Below are 24,462 nucleotides of genomic sequence, written 5' to 3' on the forward strand. Positions count from 1 at the left end.
AGAACATCGACATGCGTGAAGCGGTCATCTGCGAACCGTTGCGGACGCCGGTCGGCGCCTTCGGCGGCTCACTGCGCGACGTGCCGGCCCACGAGCTGGCGGCCACCGTGATCCGGGCCCTGCTGAGGCGCACCGGTCTGCCGCCGGAGGCGGTCGACGACGTCGTCCTCGGTCACTGCTACCCGACCATGGACGCGCCCGCGATCGGCCGGGTCGCCGCACTCGACGCCGGGCTGCCGGTGACCGCGGCCGGCATCCAGATCGACCGGCGGTGCGGGTCCGGGCTGCAGGCCGTACTGTACGCGGCGATGCAGGTGCAGACCGGGGCGTCGGACGTGGTACTGGCCGGCGGGGCGGAGTCGATGTCGAACGCACCGTTCTACTCGACCTCGATGCGCTGGGGCGCCAAGGCGGGGCCGGGGGTGATGCTGCACGACGCGCTGGCGCGCGGCCGGGTCACCGCGGGCGGCAAGAATCACCCGGTGCCCGGCGGCATGCTGGAGACCGCCGAGAACCTGCGCCGGGAGTACGCCATCAGCCGGTCCGACCAGGACGAGTACGCGGTGCGCAGCCATCAGCGGGCCGCCGCGGCCGCCGCGGAGGGCCGGTTCGCCGACGAGATCGTCCCGGTGACGGTGAAGGGCCGCAAGGGCGACACGGTCGTCGACCGCGACGAGCACATCCGTCCGGACTCGACGGTGGACAAGCTCGCCACGCTGCGCCCGATCCTCGGCCGCGACGACCCGGAGGCGACCGTGACCGCGGGCAACGCGTCCGGTCAGAACGACGGCGCCGCGATCTGCGTGGTGACCCACCCGGCCAGGGCCGCCGAGCTCGGGCTGCGACCGCTGGCCCGGCTGGTGTCCGCAGGCATCGGTGGAGTGCCGCCGGCGACGATGGGCATCGGCCCGGTGCCGGCGACCGCGAAGGCACTCGCCGCCGCGCAGCTGACGCTGGCCGACATCGATCTGATCGAGCTGAACGAGGCGTTCGCCGCGCAGGTGCTGGCCTGCACCGCGGAGTGGAAGTTCACCCCGGCCGACTTCGACCGGCTCAACGTCAACGGGTCGGGCATCTCGCTGGGGCATCCGGTCGGCGCGACCGGTGGACGGATCCTGGCCACCCTGACCCGGGAGATGGCCCGCCGCGACGCCCGCTACGGGCTGGAGACCATGTGCATCGGCGGCGGCCAGGGGCTCGCCGCGGTCTTCGAGCGCGTCTAGCGCGCCTGTCGGTGCCGGGAGCCTGGGCGCCGACGGGCCTGGTGGAGCCGCCCTCGTCCAGCGCGGAGACGCCGGTGACCGACGCGGGGTGGCGTTCACGGCAGCCGCAATGGCGTCCGCGCCGAAACGGCGTGCAGGTCGGCTTCGATGTCGGACGCGGCCCGGCGCAGGGGCGGCAGGAGGGTGGCGCGGGTGTGCTCGACGCTTCCCCGCCCGGTGTGGGTGGACAGGTTCACCGCGGCCACCACCGCACCGCCGGCATCGCGTACCGGTACGGCGATCGAGCGGAGTCCCTCCTCGAGTTCCTCGTCGACCAGCGCGTACCCGCTGGCGGTCTCGCGCAGGATCCGCGCGAGTTCCCCGGGGTCGGTGACGGTGCGCCGGGTCAGCGGCCGTAGGTCGGCGCGGCGGAGCCGGGCGGCGCGTTCGTGCTCGTCCAACCCGGCCAGGAGTACCCGCCCCATCGATGTCGCATAGGCCGGGAAACGGGTGCCGATCGTGATGTCCACGCTCATGATCCGATACGTGGGGACCCGGGCCACGTAGCGGATGTCGTCACCGTCCAGGACCGTCGCCGACGCGGATTCGCGGACCTCCTCCACCAGTCGCTCCAGGCGCGGTTGGACGATCTGGGCGAAGCTGAGCCCGGACAGGTGGGCGTAGGCCAGTTCGAGAATCCGGGGCAGCGGCCGGAACAGCCGCCCGTTCGCCGCCACGTAGCCGAGTTGCTGCAGGCTGAGCAGTGATCGCCGGGCGGTGGCGCGTGGAAGTCCGGTGGCGGCCGCCACCTCGGACAGGGTGAGCCCGCCCGCGGCCGCGCCGAGCGAGGACAGGACGGCCAGTCCGCGCGCCAGCGACTGCAGAAACCCTGCCCCCAACTCCTGCTTTGCCGCCAGCGAGGCGTCCGTCGCGGGTGCGCCGGCGAGCGGCGCGGCGCTCCGCTGCCCGACGGCGTCGGCCAGGGCCCGCTCCATGGCGGCGGTCTCCGCACGCAGCCTGGGCAGCACGGCAGCGGCGAGAGACCCGACAGTGTGCCGGCTGGTGTGGCTGACCACGCTCACCGCGCAGGCCGTCCGCCCCGACGGGTCCATCACCGGGACCGCCACGGCGATCAGGCCCGGTTCCACGAGCTGGTCGTCGTCCGCCCAGCCGCGCTCGGCGGCCTGTGCGGCGCGCCGGGCGAAGTCCGCCTCGACGGTCTGCGGGTCGGCCGCCGCCGGGCGGGCGGGGACGGCGGGAAAGGTAGCGTCGCGGGGGTCGGCGCGCCGGCGCTGCCGCCAGTCCTGCCACTCCTGCTCGGTCCATCCGCCTGCGAACAGCGTCCCTGGAGCGCACCGCTCGGCGGGCAGCAGGTCGCCGATGCGGAAGGTCAGTGACATCGTCCGCCGGCGGGAGACCCGCGTGACGAAGCGGGCGCCGTCCCCGTCGGGCACCGCGATCGAGACCGACTCGTCGAACTCGCGGGCGAGCCGCTCGGCCAGTGGCCCGAGGGCATCGGGGATGCCGCAACCGGCCAGGTACGCGTTACCGAGGTGCAGTACGCGGGGGGTGAGCTCCACGTCGCGGCCCGCCGCGCGAACGTAACCCAGATGAACGAGCGTGCCGACGACTCTGTCGATGGTGGCCCGGGCGAGGCCGGTCAGGTGCACCAGGTCGCTGGGGCGCAGCCGGTGTTCGCCCGGCGCGGACATGGCGCGCAGGACCGCCAGGCCACGCTCGAGCGGTCCCACCACCGGTTCGTCGGGGGAGCCGGCCGGAGCCTCAGCCGCGACGGTCGTATCGATGCTGGTCATCGGGTTGCTCCTCGGTCTGGCCACATGCCGTGCCGCCAGGGCTGATCCCAGGGAAATTCCAAGGCGGGAATCGTTGACACTCGCCCTCCGGCGGGCTGAGACTCATGACGCGAATTATGAACAAAAGTTCACTGGGCGAACAAGGGTTGGCGTCAAACTCGTCCCCGCTCCTCGTCGTCCGCCCGTGCCCACCCGGCCGACCGAACCTGCGCGGAGATCCACATGACCACACCAATCGAGCGGGAGCCCGCCACGCCCGCACCGCTCGGCCAGGCCGACATCGACCGGGAGATCGCGGAACTGCGGCGCGCCGCCGACGCTGCGCTGTCTGACGGCGCGCCTGCGGCGAACCATCCGCCCCGCGGCTACGCGCCCTACCGCAGCAGCCTGCTGCGCCACCCCAAGCAGGGCCTCGTCGTGGTCGGCGACCCCGACGCCGTCGAGCTGACCGGGCCGGTGTTCGGCGTCACCGACGTCACCGACCTCGACTCCGACCTCACCAAGCGGCATCCGGGCGAGCCGCTCGGCGAGCGGATCACCGTCACGGGCCGGGTCCTGGACCGGCAGGGTAGGCCGGTGCGCGGTCAGCTGGTCGAGATCTGGCAGGCGAACGCGTCCGGTCGCTACGCACATCAGCGCGACCAGCACCCGGCCCCGCTCGACCCCAACTTCACCGGCGTCGGCCGCTGCCTGACCGACGACGAGGGCCGCTACCACTTCACCACGATCAAGCCGGGCGCGTACCCCTGGCGCAACCACCTCAACGCCTGGCGGCCGGCCCACATCCACTTCTCGCTGTTCGGCACGGCGTTCACGCAGCGGCTGGTCACCCAGATGTACTTCCCGAACGACCCGCTGTTCCCGTTCGACCCGATCTTCAACTCCATCACCGACGACAAGGCCCGGCAACGCCTCATTGCCGACTACGACCACGACCTGTCCAGCCCCGAGTGGTCGCTGGGCTACCGATGGGACATCGTGCTCGACGGCCCGTCGGCGACCTGGATGGAGGAAGGACGATGACCGAGTTCCGCGCGCCGACGCCGTCGCAGACCGTCGGCCCGTTCTACGGGTACGCCCTGCCGTTCACCGGCGGCGGTGACGTCGCCCCGGCCGGACACCCCGACACCATCACCGTCCACGGGTACGTCTACGACGGCGCCGGCCAGCCGGTCCCGGACGCCCTGCTGGAGTTCTGGCAGACCGACCCCGCCGGCTCGACCACCGGTGCGCCGGGCTCGCTGCGCCGCGACCCGGTCACCGGCGCGATCATCGGCCGCAACGGGGTGGACTTCACCGGATTCGGCCGCGTCGCCACCGACGCCGACGGGCACTTCGCGCTGCGCACCCTGCCACCCGGCTCCCGCAACGGCGCTGCGCCCTACCTGGCGGTGTGCGTGTTCGCCCGGGGCCTGCTGCACCACCTGTTCACCCGGGTCTACCTGCCGGATAACATCGAGGCCAACGCCGCCGACCCGGTGCTCGCCGCCCTGACGCCGCAGCGCCGCGCCACCCTGATCGCCACCGCGGAGCGGGACCGGGTGTACCGCATCGACATCCGCCTGCAGGCCGGTGACGGTTCGCATGAGGAGACCGTCTTCCTTGACTTCGGCTGATCCCACCCACGTCGCCGACCTCGGCCTGCTCTCACCGGTGCGGGCCGGGTCGGCGGCCGAGGCCGCGACCGGCGACGCCGCGTTCCTGCAGGCCATGCTCGACGCCGAGGCGGCGCTCACCCGGGCGCAGGCGGCGCTCGGCCTCGCCCCGGCGTCGGCCGCCGCCGCGGTTGGTGCGGCCGCCGCGGCAGCCGATGCGTACGACCTGGCCGGCCTCGCCGCGCGCGCCCGTGCCGGGGGAAACGCGGTCATCCCGCTCGTCGCCGACCTCACCGCGGCCGTCGACGCCCGCGACCCCGACGCCGCCGGGTACGTGCACCGCGGTGCGACCAGCCAGGACATCCTCGACACCGCGATGATGCTGGTGGCCCGCCGTACGCTCGCGCCCGTCCTGGCCGACCTCGGCCGGACCGCCACCGCGCTCGCCGGGCTCGCCTCCGCGCACCGCGACACGCCGATGCCCGGGCGTACTCTCACCCAGCACGCCGTGCCCACCACCTTCGGGCTCAAGGCCGCCGGGTGGCGCAGCCTGGTACTGGACGCCCACGACCGGCTGCACGCCGTACGGCGGTCGCTGCCGGCGCAGCTCGGCGGAGCCGCCGGGACCCTGGCGGCGTTCGGCGAGTTCGGTGGCGACGGGTTGCGGCTGCTGTCGGAGTACGCGCGGCAGACCGGTCTCGCCGAACCCACCCTGCCCTGGCACGCCCTGCGCACCCCGGTCGCCGACCTCGCCGCCGCGCTCGCGTTCACCGCCGGTGCCCTCGGCAAGCTCGCCGCCGACGTGCTGGTGCTGTCGCGTACCGAGATCGGCGAGGTCGCCGAGGGCGCCGGCGGGGGTTCCTCGGCGATGCCGCACAAGAGCAACCCGGTACGCGCCACGCTCATCGCCGCGGCGGCACGCCAGGTGCCGGCGCTCGCCGCCGTGCTGTTCGGCTCCGTCGTCGCCGAGGACGAGCGCCCGTCGGGCGCCTGGCACGCCGAGTGGCAGACCCTGCGGGAGGCGCTGCGGCTGACCGGCGGCGCCGCCCGGGAAGCCGCCGACCTGGCCGAAGGCCTGCGGGTACGGCCCGACCGGATGCGCGCCCACCTCGATCTCACCGGCGGGCTGATCGTCTCCGAGCGGCTGAGCGCGGCGCTGACCGAGGTGGTCGGCCGCGCCAACGCCAAGCAGATCGTCGCCCGCGCCTCCCGGCGCGCCGCGGCCGACGGCGTCGACCTCGGCGCGGCGTTGGCCGACGAGCCGGCGCTCGCCGGACTGCTCGACGCCGACCGGTTACGTGAGCTCACGGACCCGGCCGCCTACCTCGGCGCAGCCGCCGCACTCACCGACCGGGCGCTGCGTCGCGAACCCTCCGCCCCCCAAGGGAACCGATGACCGATCAGTTGCACCACCGCCTCGACGGTCCTGCGGACGCGCCGCCCCTCATCCTCGGCCCGTCGCTCGGGACCTCCATGGCGGCGTGGGAACCGTCGCTGCCCGAACTCGCGCGCACGTACCGGGTGCTGCGCTTCGACCTGCCCGGCCACGGGGGATCGCCGACGTCGGTGCTCCCAGCGGGTACCGCGGCCGTCGCCGACCTGGCGAGGCTGGTGCTCGACCTCGCCGACCACCATGGATGGCAGCGGTTCCGGTACGCCGGCATCTCGCTCGGCGGCGCGATCGGCGCGTACCTCGCGCTGCACCACCCCGACCGGGTCGAGAGCCTGGCGATGGTGTGCTCGTCCGCCCGCTTCGGCGAACCGGAGGCATGGGCCGAGCGGGCGCACACGGTCCGGACCCAGGGCACCGGGAGCCTGGCGGGGGCCACCGCCAGGCGCTGGTTCACCCCGGCCTTCGCCGGCTCGCCGCGCGCCGAGGCGCTCCTCGGCGACCTCGCCGCCGCCGCCGACGCCGGGTACGCCGCCTGCTGCGACGCGCTCGCCACCTACGACCTGCGGGCGGACCTGCCCCGGATCGCGGTGCCGACCCTGATCGTGGCAGGCCGCGAGGACCCGGCCACGCCCTCGTCGCACGCCCGTGAACTCGCCGACGGCATCCCCGGCGCGAGCCTCCTCGAGGTGGCCGGCGCCGCGCACCTGGCCAACGTGGAGAAGCCCGAGCTCGTCACCGCGGCGCTGAGCCAGCACTTCGCCCCCGCGGCGAGCGGGGACCGCGCCCGGCACACTGCCGGTATGGCGGTGCGGCGGGCCGTCCTCGGCGACGCGCACGTGGACCGGGCCACCGCGAACACGACCGACTTCACCGCGGACTTCCAGGACTTCATCACCCGGTACGCCTGGGGCGAGATCTGGACCCGCCCGGGTCTGGACCGCCGCACCCGGTCCTGCATCACCATGACGGCGCTGGTCGCCCACGGCCACCTCGAGGAGCTGGCCATGCATGTACGCGCCGCGCTGCGCAACGGCCTGACCCCGCAGGAGATCGGCGAGGTGCTGCTCCAGATCGGCGTCTACTGTGGAGTTCCGGCCGCCAACGCCGCCTTCGGCGTCGCCCAGCGCACCCTCCGCGAGGAGGGAATCGACCTTGACCTCGCCGCTCCGACCGACCCCTCCGGGAGGAACTGATGCGCACCACCGTCGGCATCGTCGGCGGCGGCCCGGCCGGGCTGCTGCTCGCCCGCCTGCTCCACCAGGCTGGCATCGACTGCGTACTCCTGGAGTGCCGCGACCGTGCCTACGTCGAGCAGCGTCAGCGCGCCGGCATCCTCGAACAGGGCACCATCGACGTGCTGCGGGCCTGCGGCGCCGGCGAGCGCATGGACCGCGAGGGCCTTCCCCACGACGGCATCGAGCTCCACTTCGACGGCCGGCGCCACCGCATCGACTTCCCGGCCCTCACCGGGGGCCGCCGGGTCATGGTGTACGCGCAGACCGAGGTCGTGAAGGACCTCATCGCGCTGCAACTGGCCGACGGCGCGCCGCTGCTGTTCGAGGCCCAGGTCACCGCCGTCGAGGGCGCCGACACCGACAGCCCCGTCATCCGCTTCACCCACTCCGGTCGCGAGCAGACCCTTCGCTGCGACTACGTCGTCGGCTGCGACGGCTTCCACGGCGTCACCCGGCACGCCCTCCCCGACGGCGCGCGACGGACCTTCGAGCGCACCTATCCGTACTCGTGGCTGGGCATCCTGGCTGACGTGGCACCCTCCAACGACGAGCTGATCTACGCACACTCCGAGCGGGGCTTCGCCCTGCTGAGCATGCGCTCACCCGTCGTGAGCCGGTTGTACCTGCAGGTCGGAAACGACACCGACGCGCACGCCTGGTCCGACGAGCAGATCTGGGACGAGCTCGACGCCCGACTCGCCCTCCGCGACGGCGGCTGGAAACTGCAGCGCGGCCCGATCACCAGCAAGTCCGTCACCCCGATGCGTAGCTTCGTCGCCGAACCGATGCGGTACGGGCGGGTCTTCCTCGCCGGCGACGCAGCCCACATCGTGCCGCCCACCGGCGCCAAGGGGCTCAACCTGGCCGTCGCCGACGTCGTCGTGCTCGCCCGGGCCTTCGCCCACCTGCGCACCACCGGCTCCACGTCGCTGCTCGACGCCTACTCCGACACCTGCCTGCGGCGGGTCTGGCGGGCCGAGCACTTCTCGTACTTCATGACCACCACGCTGCACCCCGACCCGGCACAGTCCCCGTTCGACACCCGTCTGCAGATCGCACAGCTGGACCGCATCGCCACGTCCACCGCGGCCGCGACCGAACTGGCGGAGAACTACGCAGGTCTGCCGATCGGGTGAGGGACGTGCCGCCAACTGCTGCCGCGGTCACGTGTTCGGGTTGACGCGACCCGATCGGCCGGGGGAGGCGAGTACACGCACCGGCGCACCGGCGAGGAACGCGGCGATGTCCTCGACGACGTGCGCGAACCAGGTCCGGTAGGTGTCCTCGGTGACATAGCCGATGTGCGGGGTCGCCAGGACGTTGTCCAGGTGGCGGAAGGGGTGCTCCGGCGGGAGCGGCTCGTCGGTGAAGACATCCAGGGCGGCACCGGCGATCCACCGCTCGCGGCACGCGCGTACCAGGGCGGACTCGTCGCAGATCGGGCCGCGGCTGGTGTTGACCAGCCACGCGGTGGGCTTCATCCGTCTCAGCTGTTGCGGCCCGATGAGCCCCCGCGTGCGCTCGGACAGCACGAGGTGGATGGTGACGAAGTCGGACTCGGCCAGCACCTGATCGAGGGAGGTGGCGAGTTCGGCGCCCACCTGCTCGCACCGCTCCTGGGTGAGGTGCCGGCTCCAGGCGAGGACCCGCATGCCGAACGCGCGGGCCACCACGGCGACCTGCGTGCCGAGGCGGCCCAGGCCGAGAACGCCGAGCGTACGCCCCCGCAGTTCGGTGCCGAGGGTCGTCATCCAGCCCCCGGCGCGGACATTCGCGAGCTCGACGTCGAGGCGCCGGGCGCAGGCCAGCAGCAGGGCCCACGTGTGCTCGGCGGTCGCCAGGCCCGATCCGCCCGTTCCGCACACCGTGATGCCGAGTTCCCGGCACGCCGCCAGGTCGATGGCGGCGTTACGGGCCCCCGTGGTGACGAGCAGCCGCAACCGCGGCAGCTGCTCGAGGGTGGCGCGGGGCAACGGCGTGCGCTCCCGCATCGCCACCACCACGGGGTACTGCCGTAGTGCCGCGACGACAGCGGCCTCCGACGGCAGGTGCTCGGAGAGCGCGGTGACCTCGACCGTACCGGCCAGCGGCGACCAGTCGGCGCTGCGCAGTGCCACCCCTTGGTAGTCGTCGAGGACGGCGACGGGCAGGGGCCTTTCAGCGGTCATGACACCACCCGGGTTCCGTTGAAGCCGATGTCCCGGGAAACGGCGTCGGCGGTCGCCACCAGGTGCGGAACGAACTCCTCGCGGAGGATCTTCAGGGAGACCCGGGCGGCGTTCGCCGACACGTTGATCGCTGCGATGACCGTTCCGGAGGAGTCGCGGACCGGAGCCGCCGCCGACCGTACCCCCTCCTCGCGCTCACCGTCGACCACGGCGTACCCGTGCCGGCGTACCCGCTCGAGCTCGGCGCGCAGGGCCTCGGTGTCGTCGATCGTGCGCGGGGTGAGCCTGCGCAGCTCGACGCCGTCGAGGTACGCCTGGAGCTGTTCCGGCGGGAGCGCCGCGAGCAGGACGCGCCCCATCGACGTCGGGTAGGCGGGCAGTCGCGATCCCACGCTCAGGGTGATCGACATGCTGCGCGCGGCGGGCACGCGCGCGAGGTAGACGATCTCGTCCGCGTCGAGGGTAGCCATGGAGCAGGACTCCAGCAGCTTGTCGGCGAGCGCCCGCATGTGCGGCTGGGCTCGCTCGGCCACCGGCTGCGAGTTCAGGTACCCGTACCCGAGTCGCAGCACGTGCGGGGTGAGCCGGAACTCGCGGCCGACTGCCTCGGCGAAGCCGAGACGTTGAAACGTCAGCAGGATCCGGCGCGCGGTGGCCCGGGTGAGCCCCGTGAGCTGGGCAGCCTCACTGACAGTCACCGTAGGATGCTCCGCCGAGAATGCCTGGAGCAGCCGGAAGGCCTTTTCTACCGAATCGATGACATCCGGATCCTCTCGCGACATCGCCCCCGCTCCTCTGCACGCTCCGGCCCGACACGCCTCGGGTTCGCAGGTCATTATCCGGTCCGCCGATCGCGGCGGAGAACGGCGTCCGTGGTCAGGGCCGGTGTGTCGGGGAGAAGGCGCGGTGGAAGGTGAAGACGCGACGCTCGCGCGCCGTGACCGACCGCATCAGCTCGTCGCGCCGGGGGGTCGAGGTGGCGTGACGGTACGCGGCGGTCTCCAGCGGCGTGGTGTCGGCAAGCTCGTGGAACGCCAGGAACGTCGGGGCGTTCCCGTCGACGATCCGGTACCTGCGGGTGCGCAGCCAGCCGGGGATCGCGTGCAGCAGCGGGATGTGCTCCTCGAGGTACCAGGAGTGCAGGGCGGGCTCCCGGTCGGCCGGCACCGACAGGGACGTGCAGACCACGACCGGCGGTGGCCCGTCGATGCTGCCGTGCTCGTCGAGCAGTTCGTACACCCGCCGGTCCAGTACCGCGAGGCGGTCGATGACGGCCTGCTCGCGCGCGCTCCGCCGGTCCCGCAGCGCCCGGTAGGTCGGGGTGGCCAGGACCTCGAGATCGATGTCGTAGGCGGCCAGCCAGGTCGGGGTCACCCCGTCGGTGGCGCGGAAACGCCTTCCGGTGTGAATGCCCGCCAGCGCCATGCGGGCCGGAGCGTGCTCGTGGTCGTACCAGTCGTGGAACTCCGCGGCCGGAACGGATCCCTGCGCCGACAGGACGAAGAGTAGCCCCTCTGCCATTCACAACCTCCACAACGGGTACCGCCCCAGGGGTACGTCGACCGTACGTACCAGCCACACCTCTTGACAGCGGGCGTGCGACCCGTGTCACCATGTGCGTCCGACGAACTAATGTACGTAGGACGAACATAAGGATGGTAGCTCATGGCTTCTGCTGCTGGCGTGGCCAAGCGGGCGTTCACTGACCGGCTGTACGTCACGGTTCTCGTGGCGATCGCGCTGGGCGCGGTGGTGGGCCTCGCGTTCCCGGGTGTCGGCGTGTCGCTGCAACCGCTCGGCGACACGTTCATCGCAATGATCCGCATGCTCATCGGCCCGGTGGTCTTCTGCACGATCGTCACCGGCATCGCGTCCGCGGGGCACCTGACCAGCGTCGGCCGGATCGGGATCAAGGCGCTGGTCTACTTCGAGGTGGTGACCACGCTCGCCCTGATCATCGGCCTGGTGGCGATGGACCTCGTCGGCCCCGGCCGTGGGATCCACGCCCACCCGTCCGACCTGCACCTGACCGGCAGCGCGAAGGACTACGTCAGCGCCGCGAGCCACCAGCACTGGTACGACTTCCTGGTCAACATCGTTCCCAAGACCGTCGTCAGCGCGTTCGTCGAGGGCAACGTCCTCCAGGTGCTGTTCGTCGCCATCCTGTTCGCCGTCGCCGTCAAGCTCCTCGGCGAACGCGGAGAGCCCGTCATCGCGGCGGTCGAGCGCCTTGGTGAGATCTTCTTCGGCGTCGTGAAGATGGTCATGTACTTCTCGCCGATCGGCGCCTTCGGTGCGATGGCCTTCGCGGTGGGCAAGTTCGGCGGGCGGACGCTGTCCAGCCTCGGCGCCTTCATCGGGCTGTTCTGGGCCGTGGGCATCCTCTTCGGACTGATCGTCTTCGGCGCCGTCGCCCGGCTCTGCGGCCTGCGCATCCTCAAGCTCTACCGCTACTTCAAGGACGAGCTCCTCATCACGCTCGGTACGGCGAACTACGAGGCCGTCATGCCCCGGCTCATCGAGAAGCTGGAGCGGCTGGGGTGCCCCAAGCGCATCGTCAGCCTGGTCGTCCCGTCCGGGTACGCCTTCAACGGTGACGGCGTCTGCCTGTACCTCGGTTTCGCGTCGCTGTTCATCGCCCAGGCGTTCGGCGTGGAGATGTCGCTGTGGCAGCAGATCGGGCTGCTCGCCGTCTTCCTCATCACGTCGAAGGGCAGCGCCGGCGTCGCCGGTTCCGGCTTCATCATCCTGGCCGCGACCCTGTCGACCACCGGCTCGGTCCCGGTCGTCGGAATCATGCTCATCCTCGGCATCGACCGCCTGCTGTCGACCATGCGCGGGCTGGTCAGCCTCGGCGGCCAGATCCTGGGCAGCCTCGTGGTCAGCCGCTGGGAGCGCGTCCTGGACGTCGCTCACGCCCGCGCCGTACTCAACGGCGAGGTCCCGGCCGAGGCACCGCACGCGGAGAACGCCACGGTCGGCGCCGCGGTGTAGCGGCCGGGCCCAGCCCCGCCGCATGCCCCACCCTCGATCCACCTAGGAGAGAAAATGCCCAGGCTGCCGTACGCAGCAGACGCCAGTGAGACCGCCGACCGGATGCGCGCGCGCCGGGGTGGCAGCCTCACCCCGCTCGACCGACTGCTGCTGCACAGCCCGCCGGTGGCCGACGGCTGGAACCGGCTGCTCGGCGCGATCCGGACCGAATCGACCCTGACCGACGACATCAGGGAGCTCGTGATCCTGCGAGTCGCGGTGCTCAACCGCGCCGAGTACGAGTGGGCGGCCCACGAGCCGCTGGCGCGCCGTGGCGGGCTGGGCGACGCGCACCTGGCGGTCCTGCGGGGCGGGGGCGATCCAGCCGTGCTCGCCCCCGCCCAGCGGGCGGCCCTCGCCTACACCGACGCCATGACCCGCGACGTGGAGGTTCCCGACGCGCTCTTCGACGTCCTGGGCGAACACTTCGACCAGCGGCAGATCGTCGAACTGACCGCGACCGTGGGCGCCTACAACCTGGTGTCGCGGTTCCTGGTCGCCATGCAGATCACACCGGCGGACCGGGCGGCGGAGGTGCGGGCATGAGCGGGCGGCTCGCGGGCAAGGTCGCCATCGTCACCGGCGCCGGCAGCGTGGGACCCGGCTGGGGCAACGGCCGCGCGATCGCCGTCATCTTCGCCCGGGAGGGCGCGACCGTCGTGGCGATGGACCGGAACGCGGACGCCCTCGCCCCGACGGTCGACGCGATCCGTGGCGAAGACGGCCGGGTCGAACCTCGGATCTGTGACGTGACCGACAGCGAGTCGGTCGCCGCGCTGGTCGACGAGGTACGGCGCGACTTCGGGCGCATCGACGTGCTGGTCAACAACGTCGGCGGCTCGCACCCCGGCGGCCCGGCACAGCTCACCGAGGAAGCCTGGGCGGCTCAACTGGACCTCAACCTCAGCAGCGTCTACCGCACGTGCCGGTACGTCCTCCCGGTGATGCAGCAGCAGCGGTCCGGATCCATCGTCAACATCGCCTCGACCTCGGGAATCCGGTGGTCCGGTTCCCCGCAGGTGGGCTACGCGGCCGCCAAGGCGGGGGTCATCCAGCTGTCCCGCGTGGTCGCGGTGCAGCATGCCCCCGACGGGATCCGCGTCAACACCGTCGTACCCGGACAGCTGCACACCCCGATGGTCTCCGCCCGACTCGCGCACCAGCGGGCCGGCGGCGACGTACCGGCGTTGCTGGCGCAGCGCCAGGCCCGCATCCCGCTGGGCTTCGCCGGGGACGGCCGGGACACCGCCTATGCCGCGCTCTTCCTCGCCTCGGACGAGGCCCGGTTCATCACGGGTACGGAGATCGTGGTGGACGGCGGGATGACGGCGCGCTGCGACTGAAAGGACAACGACATGAGTGAGACAAGCCCCAACTGCCCACCGCCTGTCGACAACCCGAAGCGTCCCGACATCACGCTGCCGGCGTTGAGCTGTGACTCGCACTGTCACGTCTTCGGGCCGGCGGACATCTTCCCCTTCGCCGCCGAGCGCACCTTCACCCCGGTGGACGTACCCCGGCAGCGGCTGCGGCGTCTGCACGACTTCCTCGGGTTCGACCGGGCGGTCATCGTGCAGTCCGCCTGCCACGGCATCGACCACGCGGCGCTGTTGGACGCCCTGGAGACGTCCGAAGGGCGCTACCGGGGCGTGGCTCTGGTGACGCCCGCGACCCACCCCGACGAGATCGCCCGGCTGGACGCCGCCGGCGTGTGCGGCGCGCGCCTGAACTTCCTTCCGCACCTCGGCGGCGCGCCGTCGAAGGAGACGATGGACGCCGTCCTCCGCCTCGTGCGGCCGTACGGCTGGCACGTCTCCATCCATGTGGCCGGCACCGGAATCACCGACTACGCCGACCGCATCCGATCGATCGACGCGCCGGTCGTCATCGATCACATGGCCCGCGTCGACGTTCGTGGTGGCCTCGACACCGAGCACGTCGCCTCGCTGCTCGGGCTGCTCGACACGGGCAACGTGTGGGTCAAGCTGAGCGGCGTCGACCGGTTGTCCGCCCGGTCCGAGGGGCCGTACGGGAACGCCGTCGCGCTCGCCGGCCTGCTCGCACGGCACGCGCCCGACCGCGTCGTATGGGGCACCGACTTCCCTCACCCGAACATCACCGGGGCGGCGCCGGATGACGGGGTACTTGTCGACCTCATCGCCGAGATAGCCCCGGACGAGGGTCTGCGGCACAAGCTGCTGGTCACCAACCCGGCCGAGCTGTTCCGTTTCCGGCAGCCGTGAATGTTGTGGCCCGGCCCGCTGGTGGTCAAGGGGCTGCTGCGGGCCGAGGACGCGGCACGTGCCGCAGACGCGGGCGTGGACGCGGTGGTCCTGTCCAACCACGGAGGCCGGCAACTGGACCAGACCGTGGCGCCGCTGCACGCGCTGCCCGAGGTGGTCGACGCCCTGCAGGGACGCGCCGAGGTACTTGTCGATTCGGGCGTACTGGAGACCTCGCCGTCTATCGATCACCGACACGCCGCGGCATCACCGGGGCGAGACATCTGCTTTTCGTAACCCGTCCGGCGGGTCACGCGCGGGGGTCGCGGCCGAGGTAGCGCAGCAGGGTCTCGATGTCGCGGTCACCGGGCGCTGCGGGCAGGTTCGGCCCGTACGCGAAGCCACGCAGCGGTTCGACGATCGTGATGGCGACCTCCATCAGGCCGCGGGCCATGTCCGCGGTCAACGGCGACCGCTGGCCAGTGGCAACGGCGATGTCCCACGCGTGGATGGCGGCGTCCAGCGCGCAGGCGCCCGCCGCCTGCCAGGCCGGCATCGCGCCCTGCGGCAGGGGTGTCGCTACGCTCGGGTCGTCGTCAGCGATCTGCGCGTACGCCGCCGCGGAGGCGCTGATCCCGCTCTCGACGAACGCGACTGGGTCGCCGTCGAGGCGGCCGGACGGCAAGAACGGGTCGTCAGACGGCCACGGACCACCGGTTATCGCGGCCGCATAGCCGATCTGGTCGCCGGTCGCGTGCTGCAGCACCTGGGTGACCGTCCACTTTTCGCAGGGCGTCGACTTGTCCTTGTCAGCTTCGGTGAGGCCGACGGTGACGGTACGCAGCGCTTCGTGGGACGCGTCGAGCAGTGCACGCCAACTGTTCATGATGACCTCCGAGCAGTAGCGGAATGATCTGTTCCGCTGCACTCTAGCGGAACGGAACGGTCCGTTCCAGTGCTACCGTGTGAAACTATGACGCAGACCAAGTCCGGGCGGCGCCGGCAGGCGGCACGCAACGACACAGCCATCCTCGAAGCGGCCCGCGAGGTGTTCCTAAACGACCCGAAAGCGCCGATCTCGGCGGTCGCCGACCGGGCCGGCGTCGGTATGAGCGCCCTCTACCGCCGCTACGCCAGCAAGGAGGACCTACTGCGCCAGCTCTGCCGCGACGGACTGCGCCGGTTCATCGCCGAGGCCGAAACAGCGGCAAACGAACCGGAGCACTGGTCGGCGCTCGTCGGATTCCTGCAACGCGTCGTCGACGCCGACGTGCACTCCCTGACCGTGCACCTGGCCGGCACATTCACCCCGACAGCCGAAATGACCGCCGACGCCATCCGCGCCGGCCAACTCGTGGCTTCGCTGGTTGACGACGCGCTGGCCAGCGGCGAACTGCGCCGCGACATCACCGCCCAGGACATCGCGCTGATCCTGGAAGGCTGCGCCGCGGTACGCCTGCCGGACCCGGAACGCACCAAACAGCTACGCCGCCGCCACCTGGCCCTCCTGGTAGCCGGCCTCGCCAGCAACGGCCAGGATCTACCCGGACCACCACCGGCCGCCGACGAACTCAACTGGCGCTGGCGGCGTTCCTAGCCCCCAACCCAGGCGCACGTCGGCGAACTCCCCTCTCCGATCACCGACACTCACCAAGGCCCAGACCCCTCTTTGAAACACGGACTAACCCCGGCCGCCGATGCGCCGGGTCAGGTCCGCGGCGGTACGGGTCACCTGGCGCGCCAGCTCACGGCGCCGGTCGTCGTCGACGTCATCGGCGGGGTAGGTCACGGCCACCGCGGCGACCGGGTGTCCGGTGTGGTCGACCACCGCCGCCGCCACCGACGAGAACTCGGGCGTGACCAGCCCCTCCTCGATGGCGTACGTGCGTTGCCGGACCCGGATCAGCTCCGCGCGCAGCTGGGTCAGGCTGGTGACCCCGACGTCGTGTCGCTGCACGAACGCGTCCCGGTTCGGAAACAGCGCACGCACCTGGGCGTGCGGCAGCGCGGCGAGCATCGCCAGGCCCGTCGCGGTCAACGAGGCCGGCAGTCGCACGCCGACATCGGTCACGAGCGGGGGCCGTCCCGGGGCGCGCTCCTCGATGACGTAGAACACCTCGCGGCCGTGCAGGATCGCCAGGTGCGCATTGTGCGAGCTGGTCTCGACGAGCCGGGTGAGCAGCGGCCGGGCGACCCGCTGCAGTGGCGCCTGGCGCGAGTACGCCGAGCCGAGGGCGAACGCCTCCACCCCCAGCCCGTAGCGCCGCTCCTCGGCCAGATGCATCACGAATCCCTCGTCGCGCAGCACCGCCAGCAGGTGGTAGACGCTGGACCGGGGGAGACCGAGCTCCCGCGCGATCGACGCCGCCGGCAGCGGGCCGGCGTGCCGGGCAAGCAGCTTGAGCAGGCTGATGGCGTGCGTGGCGGCGGGGACGTTGGGCATGGGCCGAGTGTCTCAGATACGAGACAGAACCCGGTCAGGGGTCGTATTCCGGGGGCTGGTTGTCCGGTCAAATAGGGGCATGAACACACACCACCCGGTCCGCGCCGGCGCCGTCGTCACGGTGGGCGTCGACGCCCTGAGCTTCGCCGACGTCGTCGCCGTCGCCCGCCACGACGCACCCGTCGAGATCTCCGCGGTCGCGCTGGCCGAGATCCGCAAGAGCCGGGAGGTGATCGAGGCACTGGCCGACGACGTCGTGCCGCACTACGGCGTCTCCACCGGCTTCGGTGCGCTGGCCACCCGGCACATCCCCGTCGAGCTCCGCGCGCAGCTGCAGGTCAGCCTGGTCCGCAGCCACGCGGCCGGTTCCGGCCCCGAGGTGGAGCGCGAGGTCGTCCGCGCCCTCATGCTGCTGCGACTGTCCACCCTGGCGACCGGTCGCACCGGGGTACGCGAGGAGACCGCCGCGGCGTACGCCCAACTTCTCAACGCCGGTATCACCCCCGTCGTGCACGAGTACGGCAGCCTCGGCTGCTCCGGCGACCTGGCGCCGCTGGCGCACTGCGCCCTCGCCGTGATGGGGGAGGGCACCGTGCGCGACGCCGCAGGCGAGCTACGCGACGCCGCCGACGCGCTGCGTGAGGCCGGCATCACCCCGGTCACCCTGGCCGAGAAGGAGGGCCTGGCCCTGATCAACGGCACCGACGGCATGCTCGGCATGCTGGTGCTCGCGATCACCGACCTGCGACACCTGCTCAAGGTCGCCGACCTGACCGCGGCGATGAGCGTGGAGGGCCTGCTCGGAACCGACGCGGTGTTCGCCCCGGAACTGCAGGCACTGCGCCCCCACCCCGGCCAGGCCGCATCGGCGGCCAACCTGCGGGCGGTACTCGCCGACAGCCCGATCATGGCAAGTCACCGCGGCCCCGACTGCACCCGGGTACAGGACGCGTACTCGCTGCGCTGCGCACCCCAGGTCGCCGGCGGCGCCCGCGACACGATCGACCACGCGGCCCTGGTCGCGTCCCGTGAACTCGCCGCCGCGGTGGACAACCCGGTCGTCACCCTCGACGGGCGGGTGTCCTCCAACGGCAACTTCCACGGCGCCCCGATCGCGTACGTCATCGACTTCCTGGCCATCGTCGCCGCCGACGTCGCCTCGATGGCGGAACGCCGCACCGACCGGTACCTGGACGTGGCCCGCAACCACGGGCTCAACGCCTTCCTCGCCGACGACCCCGGCGTCGACTCCGGTTACATGATCGCGCAGTACACCCAGGCCGCCCTCGTCTCCGAGCTCAAGCGCCTCGCCTCGCCCGCGAGTGTCGACTCGATCCCCAGCTCGGCGATGCAGGAGGACCACGTGTCGATGGGCTGGTCCGGCGCCCGCAAGCTGCGCCGGGCCGTGGACGCCCTGACCCGCGTGCTCGCCATCGAACTGCTCACCGCCGCGCGCGGCATCCAGTTGCGGGCGCCGCTACAGCCCGCACCCGCCACCGGAGCGGTCATCGACGCCCTGCGGCAGGTGACACCCGGCCCCGGCGTGGACCGATTCCTGGCCCCCGAGATCGAGGCCGCCGTGCAGTTCGTCGCCTCAGGCGCGGCCCTGCGCGCCGCCGAGACGGTCACCGGCTCGTTCCAGTAGCCACCGCCCGCTGCAGTTGATCGTCCATCACAGCAAGGAGAACCGTCATGGAAGGTGCACGCCCGGTCCGTGCGGCGCGCGGCACGACCCTCACCGCGAAGTCGTGGGCAACCGAGGCCCCGCTGCGCATGCTGATGAACAACCTGGACCCGGAGAACGCCGAGCGCCCCGACGACCTGGTGGTCTACGGCGGTACCGGCCGGGCGGCCCGCGACTGGAAGTCCTTCGACGCCATGGTCCGCACGCTGACCACGTTGGAAAAAGACGAGACCATGCTGGTGCAGTCAGGCCGGCCGGTCGGTGTCATGCGCACCCACGAGTGGGCGCCGCGGGTGATCCTGGCCAACTCCAACCTCGTCGGGGACTGGGCCACCTGGCCGGAGTTCCGCCGCCTCGAGCGCCTCGGCCTGACGATGTACGGCCAGATGACGGCGGGCTCGTGGATCTACATCGGCACCCAGGGGATCGTGCAGGGCACGTACGAGACGTTCGCGGCCGTGGCCGAGAAACGCTTCAACGGCACCCTGGCCGGCACGCTGACCCTGACCGGCGGCTGCGGCGGCATGGGCGGCGCGCAGCCGCTCGCGGTGACCCTCAACGACGGCGTCTGCCTCATCGTCGACGTGGACCGCGCCCGGCTCGACCGCCGCGTCCAGCACCGCTACCTCGACGAGGTCGCCGAGAACATCGACGACGCGATCGAGAAGGCGCTGCGGGCCAAGGCGGAGCGCCGGGCGCTGTCGGTCGGTCTCGTCGGCAACTGTGCCGAGGTGTTCCCGGAGTTGCTGCGCCGCGGTGTCGACATCGACATCGTCACCGACCAGACCAGCGCCCACGACCCGCTGTCGTACCTGCCCGAGGGTGTCTCGGTCGACCAGTGGCGCGACTACGCCGAGGCCAAGCCCGAGGAGTTCACCGCCCGTGCCCGTGCCTCCATGGCCAAGCACGTCCAGGCCATGGTCGAGTTCTCCGACGCCGGTGCCGAGGTCTTCGACTACGGCAACTCGATCCGCGACGAGGCGCGACAGGGCGGGTACGACCGCGCGTTCGCCTTCCCGGGTTTCGTGCCCGCCTACATCCGCCCCCTGTTCTGTGAGGGCAAGGGCCCGTTCCGCTGGGCCGCGCTGTCGGGCAACCCCGCCGACATCCACGCCACCGACCGTGCCGTGATGGACCTGTTCGGAGACAACGACCGGCTGCAGCGGTGGATGCGCGGCGCCCAGGAGAAGATCGCCTTCCAGGGCCTGCCCGCGCGGATCTGCTGGCTGGGCTACGGCGAGCGGGACCGGGCCGGGTTGAAGTTCAACGAGATGGTGGCCTCCGGAGAGCTGGAAGCGCCGATCGTCATCGGCCGCGACCACCTCGACGCCGGCTCGGTGGCCTCGCCCTACCGGGAGACCGAGTCGATGCTCGACGGCTCCGACGCCATCGCCGACTGGCCGCTGCTCAACGCCCTCATCAACACCGCCTCGGGTGCGTCGTGGGTGTCGATCCACCACGGCGGCGGTGTCGGCATCGGCCGGTCCATCCACGCCGGCCAGGTCTCGGTGGCCGACGGGACCGCGTTGGCGGCGGAGAAGCTGTCGCGGGTGCTGACCAACGACCCCGGCATGGGCGTGATCCGCCACGTTGACGCCGGCTACGAGCGCGCCGAGCAGGTCGCACAGGAGCGCGGCGTGCGGATCCCGATGCGGGAGAGCTGAGCCGCCGCGATGACCTTCGACAGCATGTGGGCGGCGATCGAACCGGTGGGCCGCGACGCCGGCACCGGCGGGTACCGGCGGTACGCCTGGACCGCTAGCGATCTCCAGCTGCGCGAGTGGTTCGCCCAGGAGTGCCGGGTCCGGGGACTGGACCTCACCACTGACCGGATGGGCAACCAGTGGGCGTGGTGGGGCGACCCGGACGCGGCCGTCGCCGCCGGCGACCCCGGCGTCGTCATCGGGTCGCATCTGGATTCGGTACCCGACGGGGGCGCCTTCGACGGGCCGCTCGGCGTGGTCAGCTCGCTCGCCGCGGTGGATGCGCTGCGGGCACAGGGCTTCCAGCCCGCCCGGCCGATCGGCGTGGTCAACTTCCTCGACGAGGAGGGCGCCCGCTTCGGGGTGGCCTGCGCCGGTTCGCGGGTCATCACCGGGGTCCTGGACGCCGACCGGGCGCGCGGGCTGACCGATGCGGACGGCGTGACCATGGCCGAGGCGATGCGCCGGGCGGGCCGCGACCCGGCAACACTGGGGCCGGACACCGAGGCGCTCCGCCGGATCGGGGTCTTCGTCGAACTGCACGTGGAGCAGGGCCGGGGCCTGGCCGACCTCGGCCAACCCGTCGCCGTCGCCACCGACATCTGGCCGCACGGCCGCTGGCGCCTCGACTTCCCCGGTACCGCCAACCACGCCGGCACCACCCGGCTGGAGGACCGTCACGACGCGATGCTCGGGTACGCGGAGGCGGTGCTCACCGCCCGCACCGCCGCGGCCCGGCACGGCTGCGTCGCGACCATCGGCAAGGTGCGGGTGCAGCCCGGTGGGGTCAACGCCATCCCGAGCCACGTGACCGGATGGCTCGACGCCCGCGGACCGATCGAAGCGGCGGTGCGCGCCACCGTCGACGACATCGCCACGGTGGCGGCGGGACACGGGGCGACGCTGACCGAGGAGTCCTGGACCCCGACCACGGCGTTCGACCCGGCCCTGTCCGACCGACTGTCGACGCTGCTCGGCGAGCACGTCCCGCGCCTCGGGACCGGCGCCGGTCACGACTCCGGCATCCTCGCCACGGCGGGCATCCCGACCGCGATGCTGTTCGTGCGCAACCCCACCGGCGTCTCCCACTCGCCGGAGGAGTTCGCCGAACGCGACGACTGCCACACCGGGGTGGCCGCGCTGGCCCGCGCCGTGCAGGAGCTGGCCGGATGACCGCGACGCAGCGGACGGGGCGGTGGCACGCGGCGTACGCCCTCCTGCCGGCCGGGCCAGCCCGGAACGTGACCTTCGAGGTTGTCGACGGCCGATTCACGTCGATCACCCCGGACTCTCACCCGGCGGGCGCGCAGCCGCTACCCGGAGTAGTTCTGCCCGGACTGGCCAACGCGCACAGCCACGCCTTCCACCGTGCCCTGCGCGGGCGAACCCACCACGGCGGCGGGACCTTCTGGACCTGGCGCGACGGCATGTACGCCGTCGCGGCCGCGCTGGACCCGGACCGCTACCTGGCGCTGGCCCGCGCGACCTACGCGGAGATGGCGTTGGCCGGGGTGACCTGCGTGGGGGAGTTCCACTACCTCCACCACGCACCGGGCGGGGCGCGCTACGCCGACCCGAACGCGATGGGTGAGGCGCTGCGCCAGGCGGCGGCGGAGGCCGGGATCCGGCTGACCCTGCTGGACGCCTGCTACCTCAGTGGCGGGCTGACCGCCGACGGCCATCAGCCCCTGGGCGACGCCCAGCGGCGCTTCTCCGACGGCTCCGCCGAGCGCTGGGCCGAGCGGGTCGGCGCGCTCGCGCCGAGCGAGGGAATGCGCGCCGGCGCGGCGGTCCACTCGGTGCGGGCCGTCCCGCGGGAGGCGCTGAAGACCGTGGTCACCGCGGCGGCGGGACGGCCACTGCACGTCCACCTGTCCGAGCAGCCGGCCGAGAACGAGGCGTGCCTGGGGTGGTACGGCCTCACCCCGACCGGCCTGCTCGCCACCGAAGGCGTGCTCGGGCCGCTGACCTCCGCGGTCCACGCCACCCACCTGACCGACGCCGACATCGCCCTGCTCGGCCGGACCGGTACCGTCTGCTGCTTCTGCCCGACCACCGAACGCGACCTGGCGGACGGCATCGGCCCGGCCCGCGCCCTGCACGACGCCGGGTCGCCGCTGTCGCTGGGGTCCGACCAGCACGCGGTGATCGACCTGATCGAGGAGGCGCGGGCGCTCGAGAGCCACGAACGGCTCGGCTCGCGACGGCGCGGCCGGTTCACCCTGTCCGAGCTGCTGTCCGCGGCGACCAACCATGACAGCCTCGGCTGGCCGGACGCGGGCCGGCTGGCGGTCGGCGCGCGGGCGGACCTCGTCGCCGTGCGGACCGACAGCGTACGCACCGCGGGTACCGCCCCCGATCAGGTGCTGATGTCGGCGACCGCCGCCGACGTCGACACCGTGATCGTCGACGGGCGAATGACCGTCCAGGGTGGACAGCACCGACTCGGCGACATCGCCTCCCTGCTACGCGACGCGATCGAGCCCCTCTGGGAGGACCAGTGACCACCACGACCCTGATCAGCGGTATCGCCGAGCTGGTCACCAACGACGCGTCGGTCGACGGCGGCGATCACGCCGAGGGGCTGGGGCTGCTGCGGGACGCCGCCGTCGTCGTCGACGGCGACCACGTCGCGTGGGTCGGTCCGGCGTCGCGGGCGCCGGCCGCGGACCGCCGCCTCGACCTCGGCGGCCGGGCCGTCGTGCCGGGCTTCGTCGACAGCCACTCCCATCTGGTGTTCGCCGGGGACCGGGCGGCCGAGTTCGCCGCCCGCATGACGGGCGCCCGCTACGACGGCGGCGGCATCGCGAACTCGGTGCGCGCCACCCGCGCCGCCGGCGACGATGAGCTGCGGGCCCTGGTCGCCGGCCGGGTACGGGAGATGCGGGCGCAAGGCACGACGACCGTGGAGATCAAGAGCGGGTACGGGCTCACCGTCGACGATGAGCTGCGCAGCCTGCGCGTGGCGCGCACGGTCACGGCGGAGACCACGTTCCTCGGTGCCCACGTCGTGCCGGCCGAGTACGCCGACCGCCGTGGCGAGTACGTCGACCTCGTCTGCGGGGACATGCTCGCGGCGTGCCGGCCGTACGCCCGGTGGATCGACGTGTTCTGCGAGCCCCACAGCGCGCACGCGTTCACCGGGGAGGAGGCCCGGCAGATCCTGTCGGCCGGCCGCGACGCCGGTCTGGAGCTGCGGGTGCACGGCAACCAGCTCGGGTACGGCCCAGGCGTGCAGTTGGCGGTCGAGTTCGCGGCGGCGAGCGTCGACCACTGCACCTACCTGTCCGACGACGACATCGACGCACTGGCAGGGGCGGCTGAGATCACGGTGGCGACCCTGCTGCCGGGAGTGGAGTTCTGCACGCGATCGCCGTACCCCGACGGGCGCCGGCTGCTCGACGCGGGTGTCAGCGTCGCGCTGGCCAGCGACTGCAACCCCGGTACGTGCTACTCCTCGTCGATTCCCTTCGCCATCGCGCTCGCGGTGCGCGAGATGGGCCTGACACCGGCCGAGGCGTTGCTGGCGTCGACGCTCGGCGGCGCGAAGGCGCTGCGCCGTGGCGACATCGGCGTGGTCAAGGCCGGTTGTCGCGCGGACCTCACGGTGCTGGACGCTCCGTCGTACCTGCACCTGGCCTACCGGCCGGGGGTACCGATCGCGCGTGCGATCGACCTGCCGGGCGACGGCGCGCCCGCCACGGCAGGCTCGTCCGTCTGACCGTGGCCGCAGGAGTACGACGGTGCCGAGAGGCGGCGGGGCTGCGCGGCTGGCGCCTTCCCACGCCGTCCGTGGTTTCGACGGTGGCGGTTTCGCCGGGCAGTACCTGCTGTTCGCGGTGGTTCCCGTGCTTGCCTCGCGCGCGGGTGGATCGGCATGGTGACAGGCTCAAGTCCGGGGGCGCCGACGGATAACGCTCCGGGAGGACCAGCTGATTGCCCGCACAGCGGGGCCCGACCGTCAGCGCGA

At 72.4% G+C, this 24,462-nt stretch carries 22 protein-coding genes and 1 pseudogene; 17 read left to right on the forward strand and 6 right to left on the reverse strand.

Annotated features, from left to right (window positions below; translation table 11 throughout):
• The first annotated feature begins 11 nt into the window (after window positions 1-11).
• Window positions 12-1,223, forward strand: a complete 1,212-nt coding sequence (locus tag ACNTMW_RS13495) for an acetyl-CoA C-acetyltransferase (protein WP_426633849.1) — start codon at window positions 12-14, stop codon at window positions 1,221-1,223.
• 95 nt (window positions 1,224-1,318) lie between these two features.
• Here ACNTMW_RS13495 and ACNTMW_RS13500 read toward each other — a convergent pair whose 3' ends face one another.
• The gene (locus ACNTMW_RS13500) at window positions 1,319-3,016 is read right to left on the reverse strand and encodes an IclR family transcriptional regulator domain-containing protein (protein ID WP_426633850.1); all 1,698 of its coding nucleotides are present in this window, start codon (window positions 3,014-3,016) and stop codon (window positions 1,319-1,321) included.
• A 222-nt stretch (window positions 3,017-3,238) separates the two neighbouring features.
• On the opposite strand from ACNTMW_RS13500, the gene pcaH reads away from it, so the two are divergent.
• The 5 genes from pcaH to ACNTMW_RS13525 are packed head-to-tail and all read left to right on the forward strand — an operon-like array spanning window position 3,239 to window position 8,375.
• Window positions 3,239-4,039, forward strand: a complete 801-nt coding sequence (gene pcaH / locus ACNTMW_RS13505) for a protocatechuate 3,4-dioxygenase subunit beta (protein WP_426633851.1) — start codon at window positions 3,239-3,241, stop codon at window positions 4,037-4,039.
• The gene (pcaG, locus tag ACNTMW_RS13510; protein ID WP_426633852.1) at window positions 4,036-4,632 is read left to right on the forward strand and encodes a protocatechuate 3,4-dioxygenase subunit alpha; all 597 of its coding nucleotides are present in this window, start codon (window positions 4,036-4,038) and stop codon (window positions 4,630-4,632) included. The genes pcaH and pcaG overlap by 4 nt, the downstream gene beginning before the upstream one ends.
• Window positions 4,601-6,007, forward strand: a complete 1,407-nt coding sequence (gene pcaB, locus ACNTMW_RS13515) for a 3-carboxy-cis,cis-muconate cycloisomerase (RefSeq protein ID WP_426633853.1) — start codon at window positions 4,601-4,603, stop codon at window positions 6,005-6,007. The genes pcaG and pcaB overlap by 32 nt, the downstream gene beginning before the upstream one ends.
• A complete protein-coding gene (gene pcaDC, locus ACNTMW_RS13520; protein WP_426633854.1) occupies window positions 6,004-7,197 on the forward strand; it encodes a bifunctional 3-oxoadipate enol-lactonase/4-carboxymuconolactone decarboxylase PcaDC in 1,194 nt (397 codons plus the stop codon). The genes pcaB and pcaDC overlap by 4 nt, the downstream gene beginning before the upstream one ends.
• Window positions 7,197-8,375 (forward strand): 4-hydroxybenzoate 3-monooxygenase, encoded by a 1,179-nt coding sequence (locus ACNTMW_RS13525; RefSeq protein WP_426633855.1) that lies wholly within the window; start codon window positions 7,197-7,199, stop codon window positions 8,373-8,375. The genes pcaDC and ACNTMW_RS13525 overlap by 1 nt, the downstream gene beginning before the upstream one ends.
• Window positions 8,376-8,402: 27 nt before the next feature.
• Here the strand turns inward: ACNTMW_RS13525 and ACNTMW_RS13530 are convergent, their stop codons facing one another.
• From ACNTMW_RS13530 to ACNTMW_RS13540, 3 genes are all read right to left on the reverse strand, one after another.
• A complete protein-coding gene (locus ACNTMW_RS13530; protein ID WP_426633856.1) occupies window positions 8,403-9,407 on the reverse strand; it encodes a D-2-hydroxyacid dehydrogenase family protein in 1,005 nt (334 codons plus the stop codon).
• Entirely contained in the window at window positions 9,404-10,189 is a 786-nt protein-coding gene (locus tag ACNTMW_RS13535) for an IclR family transcriptional regulator domain-containing protein (protein WP_426633857.1), read from the reverse strand. The genes ACNTMW_RS13530 and ACNTMW_RS13535 overlap by 4 nt, the downstream gene beginning before the upstream one ends.
• Before the next feature lie 94 nt (window positions 10,190-10,283).
• Window positions 10,284-10,928 (reverse strand): hypothetical protein, encoded by a 645-nt coding sequence (locus tag ACNTMW_RS13540; protein ID WP_426633858.1) that lies wholly within the window; start codon window positions 10,926-10,928, stop codon window positions 10,284-10,286.
• Between the two features lie 144 nt (window positions 10,929-11,072).
• Between ACNTMW_RS13540 and ACNTMW_RS13545 the strand changes: the two genes are divergently transcribed.
• The 5 genes and pseudogenes from ACNTMW_RS13545 to ACNTMW_RS13565 form a co-directional block, all read left to right on the forward strand.
• Entirely contained in the window at window positions 11,073-12,401 is a 1,329-nt protein-coding gene (locus ACNTMW_RS13545; protein ID WP_426633859.1) for a cation:dicarboxylate symporter family transporter, read from the forward strand.
• Between the two features lie 54 nt (window positions 12,402-12,455).
• Window positions 12,456-12,986 (forward strand): carboxymuconolactone decarboxylase family protein, encoded by a 531-nt coding sequence (locus tag ACNTMW_RS13550; RefSeq protein ID WP_426633860.1) that lies wholly within the window; start codon window positions 12,456-12,458, stop codon window positions 12,984-12,986.
• On the forward strand, window positions 12,983-13,783 hold the full coding sequence (locus ACNTMW_RS13555; protein ID WP_426633861.1) for an SDR family NAD(P)-dependent oxidoreductase: 801 nt from the start codon (window positions 12,983-12,985) through the stop codon (window positions 13,781-13,783). The genes ACNTMW_RS13550 and ACNTMW_RS13555 overlap by 4 nt, the downstream gene beginning before the upstream one ends.
• 12 nt (window positions 13,784-13,795) lie before the next feature.
• Window positions 13,796-14,683 (forward strand): amidohydrolase family protein, encoded by an 888-nt coding sequence (locus ACNTMW_RS13560; RefSeq protein WP_426633862.1) that lies wholly within the window; start codon window positions 13,796-13,798, stop codon window positions 14,681-14,683.
• Between the two features lie 15 nt (window positions 14,684-14,698).
• Window positions 14,699-14,887: pseudogene (locus tag ACNTMW_RS13565) on the forward strand (alpha-hydroxy-acid oxidizing protein); the annotation flags it as partial.
• Between the two features lie 85 nt (window positions 14,888-14,972).
• Here the strand turns inward: ACNTMW_RS13565 and ACNTMW_RS13570 are convergent.
• Window positions 14,973-15,548, reverse strand: a complete 576-nt coding sequence (locus ACNTMW_RS13570) for a TIGR03086 family metal-binding protein (RefSeq protein WP_426633863.1) — start codon at window positions 15,546-15,548, stop codon at window positions 14,973-14,975.
• Between the two features lie 87 nt (window positions 15,549-15,635).
• Here ACNTMW_RS13570 and ACNTMW_RS13575 point away from each other — a divergent pair, with 87 nt between their 5' ends.
• Window positions 15,636-16,259 carry a TetR/AcrR family transcriptional regulator gene (locus ACNTMW_RS13575; protein WP_426633864.1) on the forward strand — a complete coding sequence of 208 codons (624 nt, stop codon included), beginning with the start codon at window positions 15,636-15,638 and terminating at the stop codon, window positions 16,257-16,259.
• 84 nt (window positions 16,260-16,343) lie between these two features.
• On the opposite strand, the gene ACNTMW_RS13580 is transcribed toward ACNTMW_RS13575, so the two are convergent.
• Window positions 16,344-17,105 carry an IclR family transcriptional regulator gene (locus ACNTMW_RS13580; protein WP_426633865.1) on the reverse strand — a complete coding sequence of 254 codons (762 nt, stop codon included), beginning with the start codon at window positions 17,103-17,105 and terminating at the stop codon, window positions 16,344-16,346.
• Between the two features lie 79 nt (window positions 17,106-17,184).
• On the opposite strand from ACNTMW_RS13580, the gene hutH reads away from it, so the two are divergent.
• The 5 genes from hutH to hutI are packed head-to-tail and all read left to right on the forward strand — an operon-like array spanning window position 17,185 to window position 24,213.
• Complete coding sequence (gene hutH, locus ACNTMW_RS13585) at window positions 17,185-18,750, forward strand: histidine ammonia-lyase (RefSeq protein ID WP_426633866.1); 1,566 nt, start codon at window positions 17,185-17,187, stop codon at window positions 18,748-18,750.
• A 47-nt stretch (window positions 18,751-18,797) separates the two neighbouring features.
• Window positions 18,798-20,453 (forward strand): urocanate hydratase, encoded by a 1,656-nt coding sequence (gene hutU, locus ACNTMW_RS13590; RefSeq protein ID WP_426633867.1) that lies wholly within the window; start codon window positions 18,798-18,800, stop codon window positions 20,451-20,453.
• Window positions 20,454-20,462: 9 nt separating this feature from the next.
• A complete protein-coding gene (locus tag ACNTMW_RS13595; protein ID WP_426633868.1) occupies window positions 20,463-21,665 on the forward strand; it encodes an allantoate amidohydrolase in 1,203 nt (400 codons plus the stop codon).
• On the forward strand, window positions 21,662-22,996 hold the full coding sequence (locus tag ACNTMW_RS13600; RefSeq protein ID WP_426633869.1) for a formimidoylglutamate deiminase: 1,335 nt from the start codon (window positions 21,662-21,664) through the stop codon (window positions 22,994-22,996). The genes ACNTMW_RS13595 and ACNTMW_RS13600 overlap by 4 nt, the downstream gene beginning before the upstream one ends.
• A complete protein-coding gene (hutI, locus tag ACNTMW_RS13605) occupies window positions 22,993-24,213 on the forward strand; it encodes an imidazolonepropionase (RefSeq protein ID WP_426633870.1) in 1,221 nt (406 codons plus the stop codon). The genes ACNTMW_RS13600 and hutI overlap by 4 nt, the downstream gene beginning before the upstream one ends.
• Window positions 24,214-24,462 lie beyond the last annotated feature (249 nt).

It is taken from the genome of Planosporangium spinosum (assembly GCF_049999945.1).
GTDB lineage: Bacteria > Actinomycetota > Actinomycetes > Mycobacteriales > Micromonosporaceae > Planosporangium > Planosporangium spinosum.

Bases quoted from the DNA above. Each gene is read 5' to 3' on its own strand.
- hutH (WP_426633866.1), top strand. From the start codon at position 17,185: ATGAACACACACCACCCGGTCCGCGCCGGCGCCGTCGTCACGGTGGGC.
- ACNTMW_RS13555 (WP_426633861.1), top strand. From the start codon at position 12,983: ATGAGCGGGCGGCTCGCGGGCAAGGTCGCCATCGTCACCGGCGCCGGC.
- ACNTMW_RS13595 (WP_426633868.1), top strand. From the start codon at position 20,463: ATGACCTTCGACAGCATGTGGGCGGCGATCGAACCGGTGGGCCGCGAC.
- ACNTMW_RS13495 (WP_426633849.1), top strand. From the start codon at position 12: ATGCGTGAAGCGGTCATCTGCGAACCGTTGCGGACGCCGGTCGGCGCC.
- pcaB (WP_426633853.1), top strand. From the start codon at position 4,601: ATGAGGAGACCGTCTTCCTTGACTTCGGCTGATCCCACCCACGTCGCC.
- ACNTMW_RS13600 (WP_426633869.1), top strand. From the start codon at position 21,662: ATGACCGCGACGCAGCGGACGGGGCGGTGGCACGCGGCGTACGCCCTC.
- ACNTMW_RS13540 (WP_426633858.1), bottom strand. From the start codon at position 10,928: ATGGCAGAGGGGCTACTCTTCGTCCTGTCGGCGCAGGGATCCGTTCCG.
- ACNTMW_RS13570 (WP_426633863.1), bottom strand. From the start codon at position 15,548: ATGAACAGTTGGCGTGCACTGCTCGACGCGTCCCACGAAGCGCTGCGT.
- pcaG (WP_426633852.1), top strand. From the start codon at position 4,036: ATGACCGAGTTCCGCGCGCCGACGCCGTCGCAGACCGTCGGCCCGTTC.
- ACNTMW_RS13580 (WP_426633865.1), bottom strand. From the start codon at position 17,105: ATGCCCAACGTCCCCGCCGCCACGCACGCCATCAGCCTGCTCAAGCTG.
- hutU (WP_426633867.1), top strand. From the start codon at position 18,798: ATGGAAGGTGCACGCCCGGTCCGTGCGGCGCGCGGCACGACCCTCACC.
- ACNTMW_RS13550 (WP_426633860.1), top strand. From the start codon at position 12,456: ATGCCCAGGCTGCCGTACGCAGCAGACGCCAGTGAGACCGCCGACCGG.
- ACNTMW_RS13500 (WP_426633850.1), bottom strand. From the start codon at position 3,016: ATGACCAGCATCGATACGACCGTCGCGGCTGAGGCTCCGGCCGGCTCC.
- ACNTMW_RS13530 (WP_426633856.1), bottom strand. From the start codon at position 9,407: ATGACCGCTGAAAGGCCCCTGCCCGTCGCCGTCCTCGACGACTACCAA.
- pcaDC (WP_426633854.1), top strand. From the start codon at position 6,004: ATGACCGATCAGTTGCACCACCGCCTCGACGGTCCTGCGGACGCGCCG.
- ACNTMW_RS13525 (WP_426633855.1), top strand. From the start codon at position 7,197: ATGCGCACCACCGTCGGCATCGTCGGCGGCGGCCCGGCCGGGCTGCTG.
- ACNTMW_RS13575 (WP_426633864.1), top strand. From the start codon at position 15,636: ATGACGCAGACCAAGTCCGGGCGGCGCCGGCAGGCGGCACGCAACGAC.
- ACNTMW_RS13545 (WP_426633859.1), top strand. From the start codon at position 11,073: ATGGCTTCTGCTGCTGGCGTGGCCAAGCGGGCGTTCACTGACCGGCTG.
- pcaH (WP_426633851.1), top strand. From the start codon at position 3,239: ATGACCACACCAATCGAGCGGGAGCCCGCCACGCCCGCACCGCTCGGC.
- ACNTMW_RS13535 (WP_426633857.1), bottom strand. From the start codon at position 10,189: ATGTCGCGAGAGGATCCGGATGTCATCGATTCGGTAGAAAAGGCCTTC.
- ACNTMW_RS13560 (WP_426633862.1), top strand. From the start codon at position 13,796: ATGAGTGAGACAAGCCCCAACTGCCCACCGCCTGTCGACAACCCGAAG.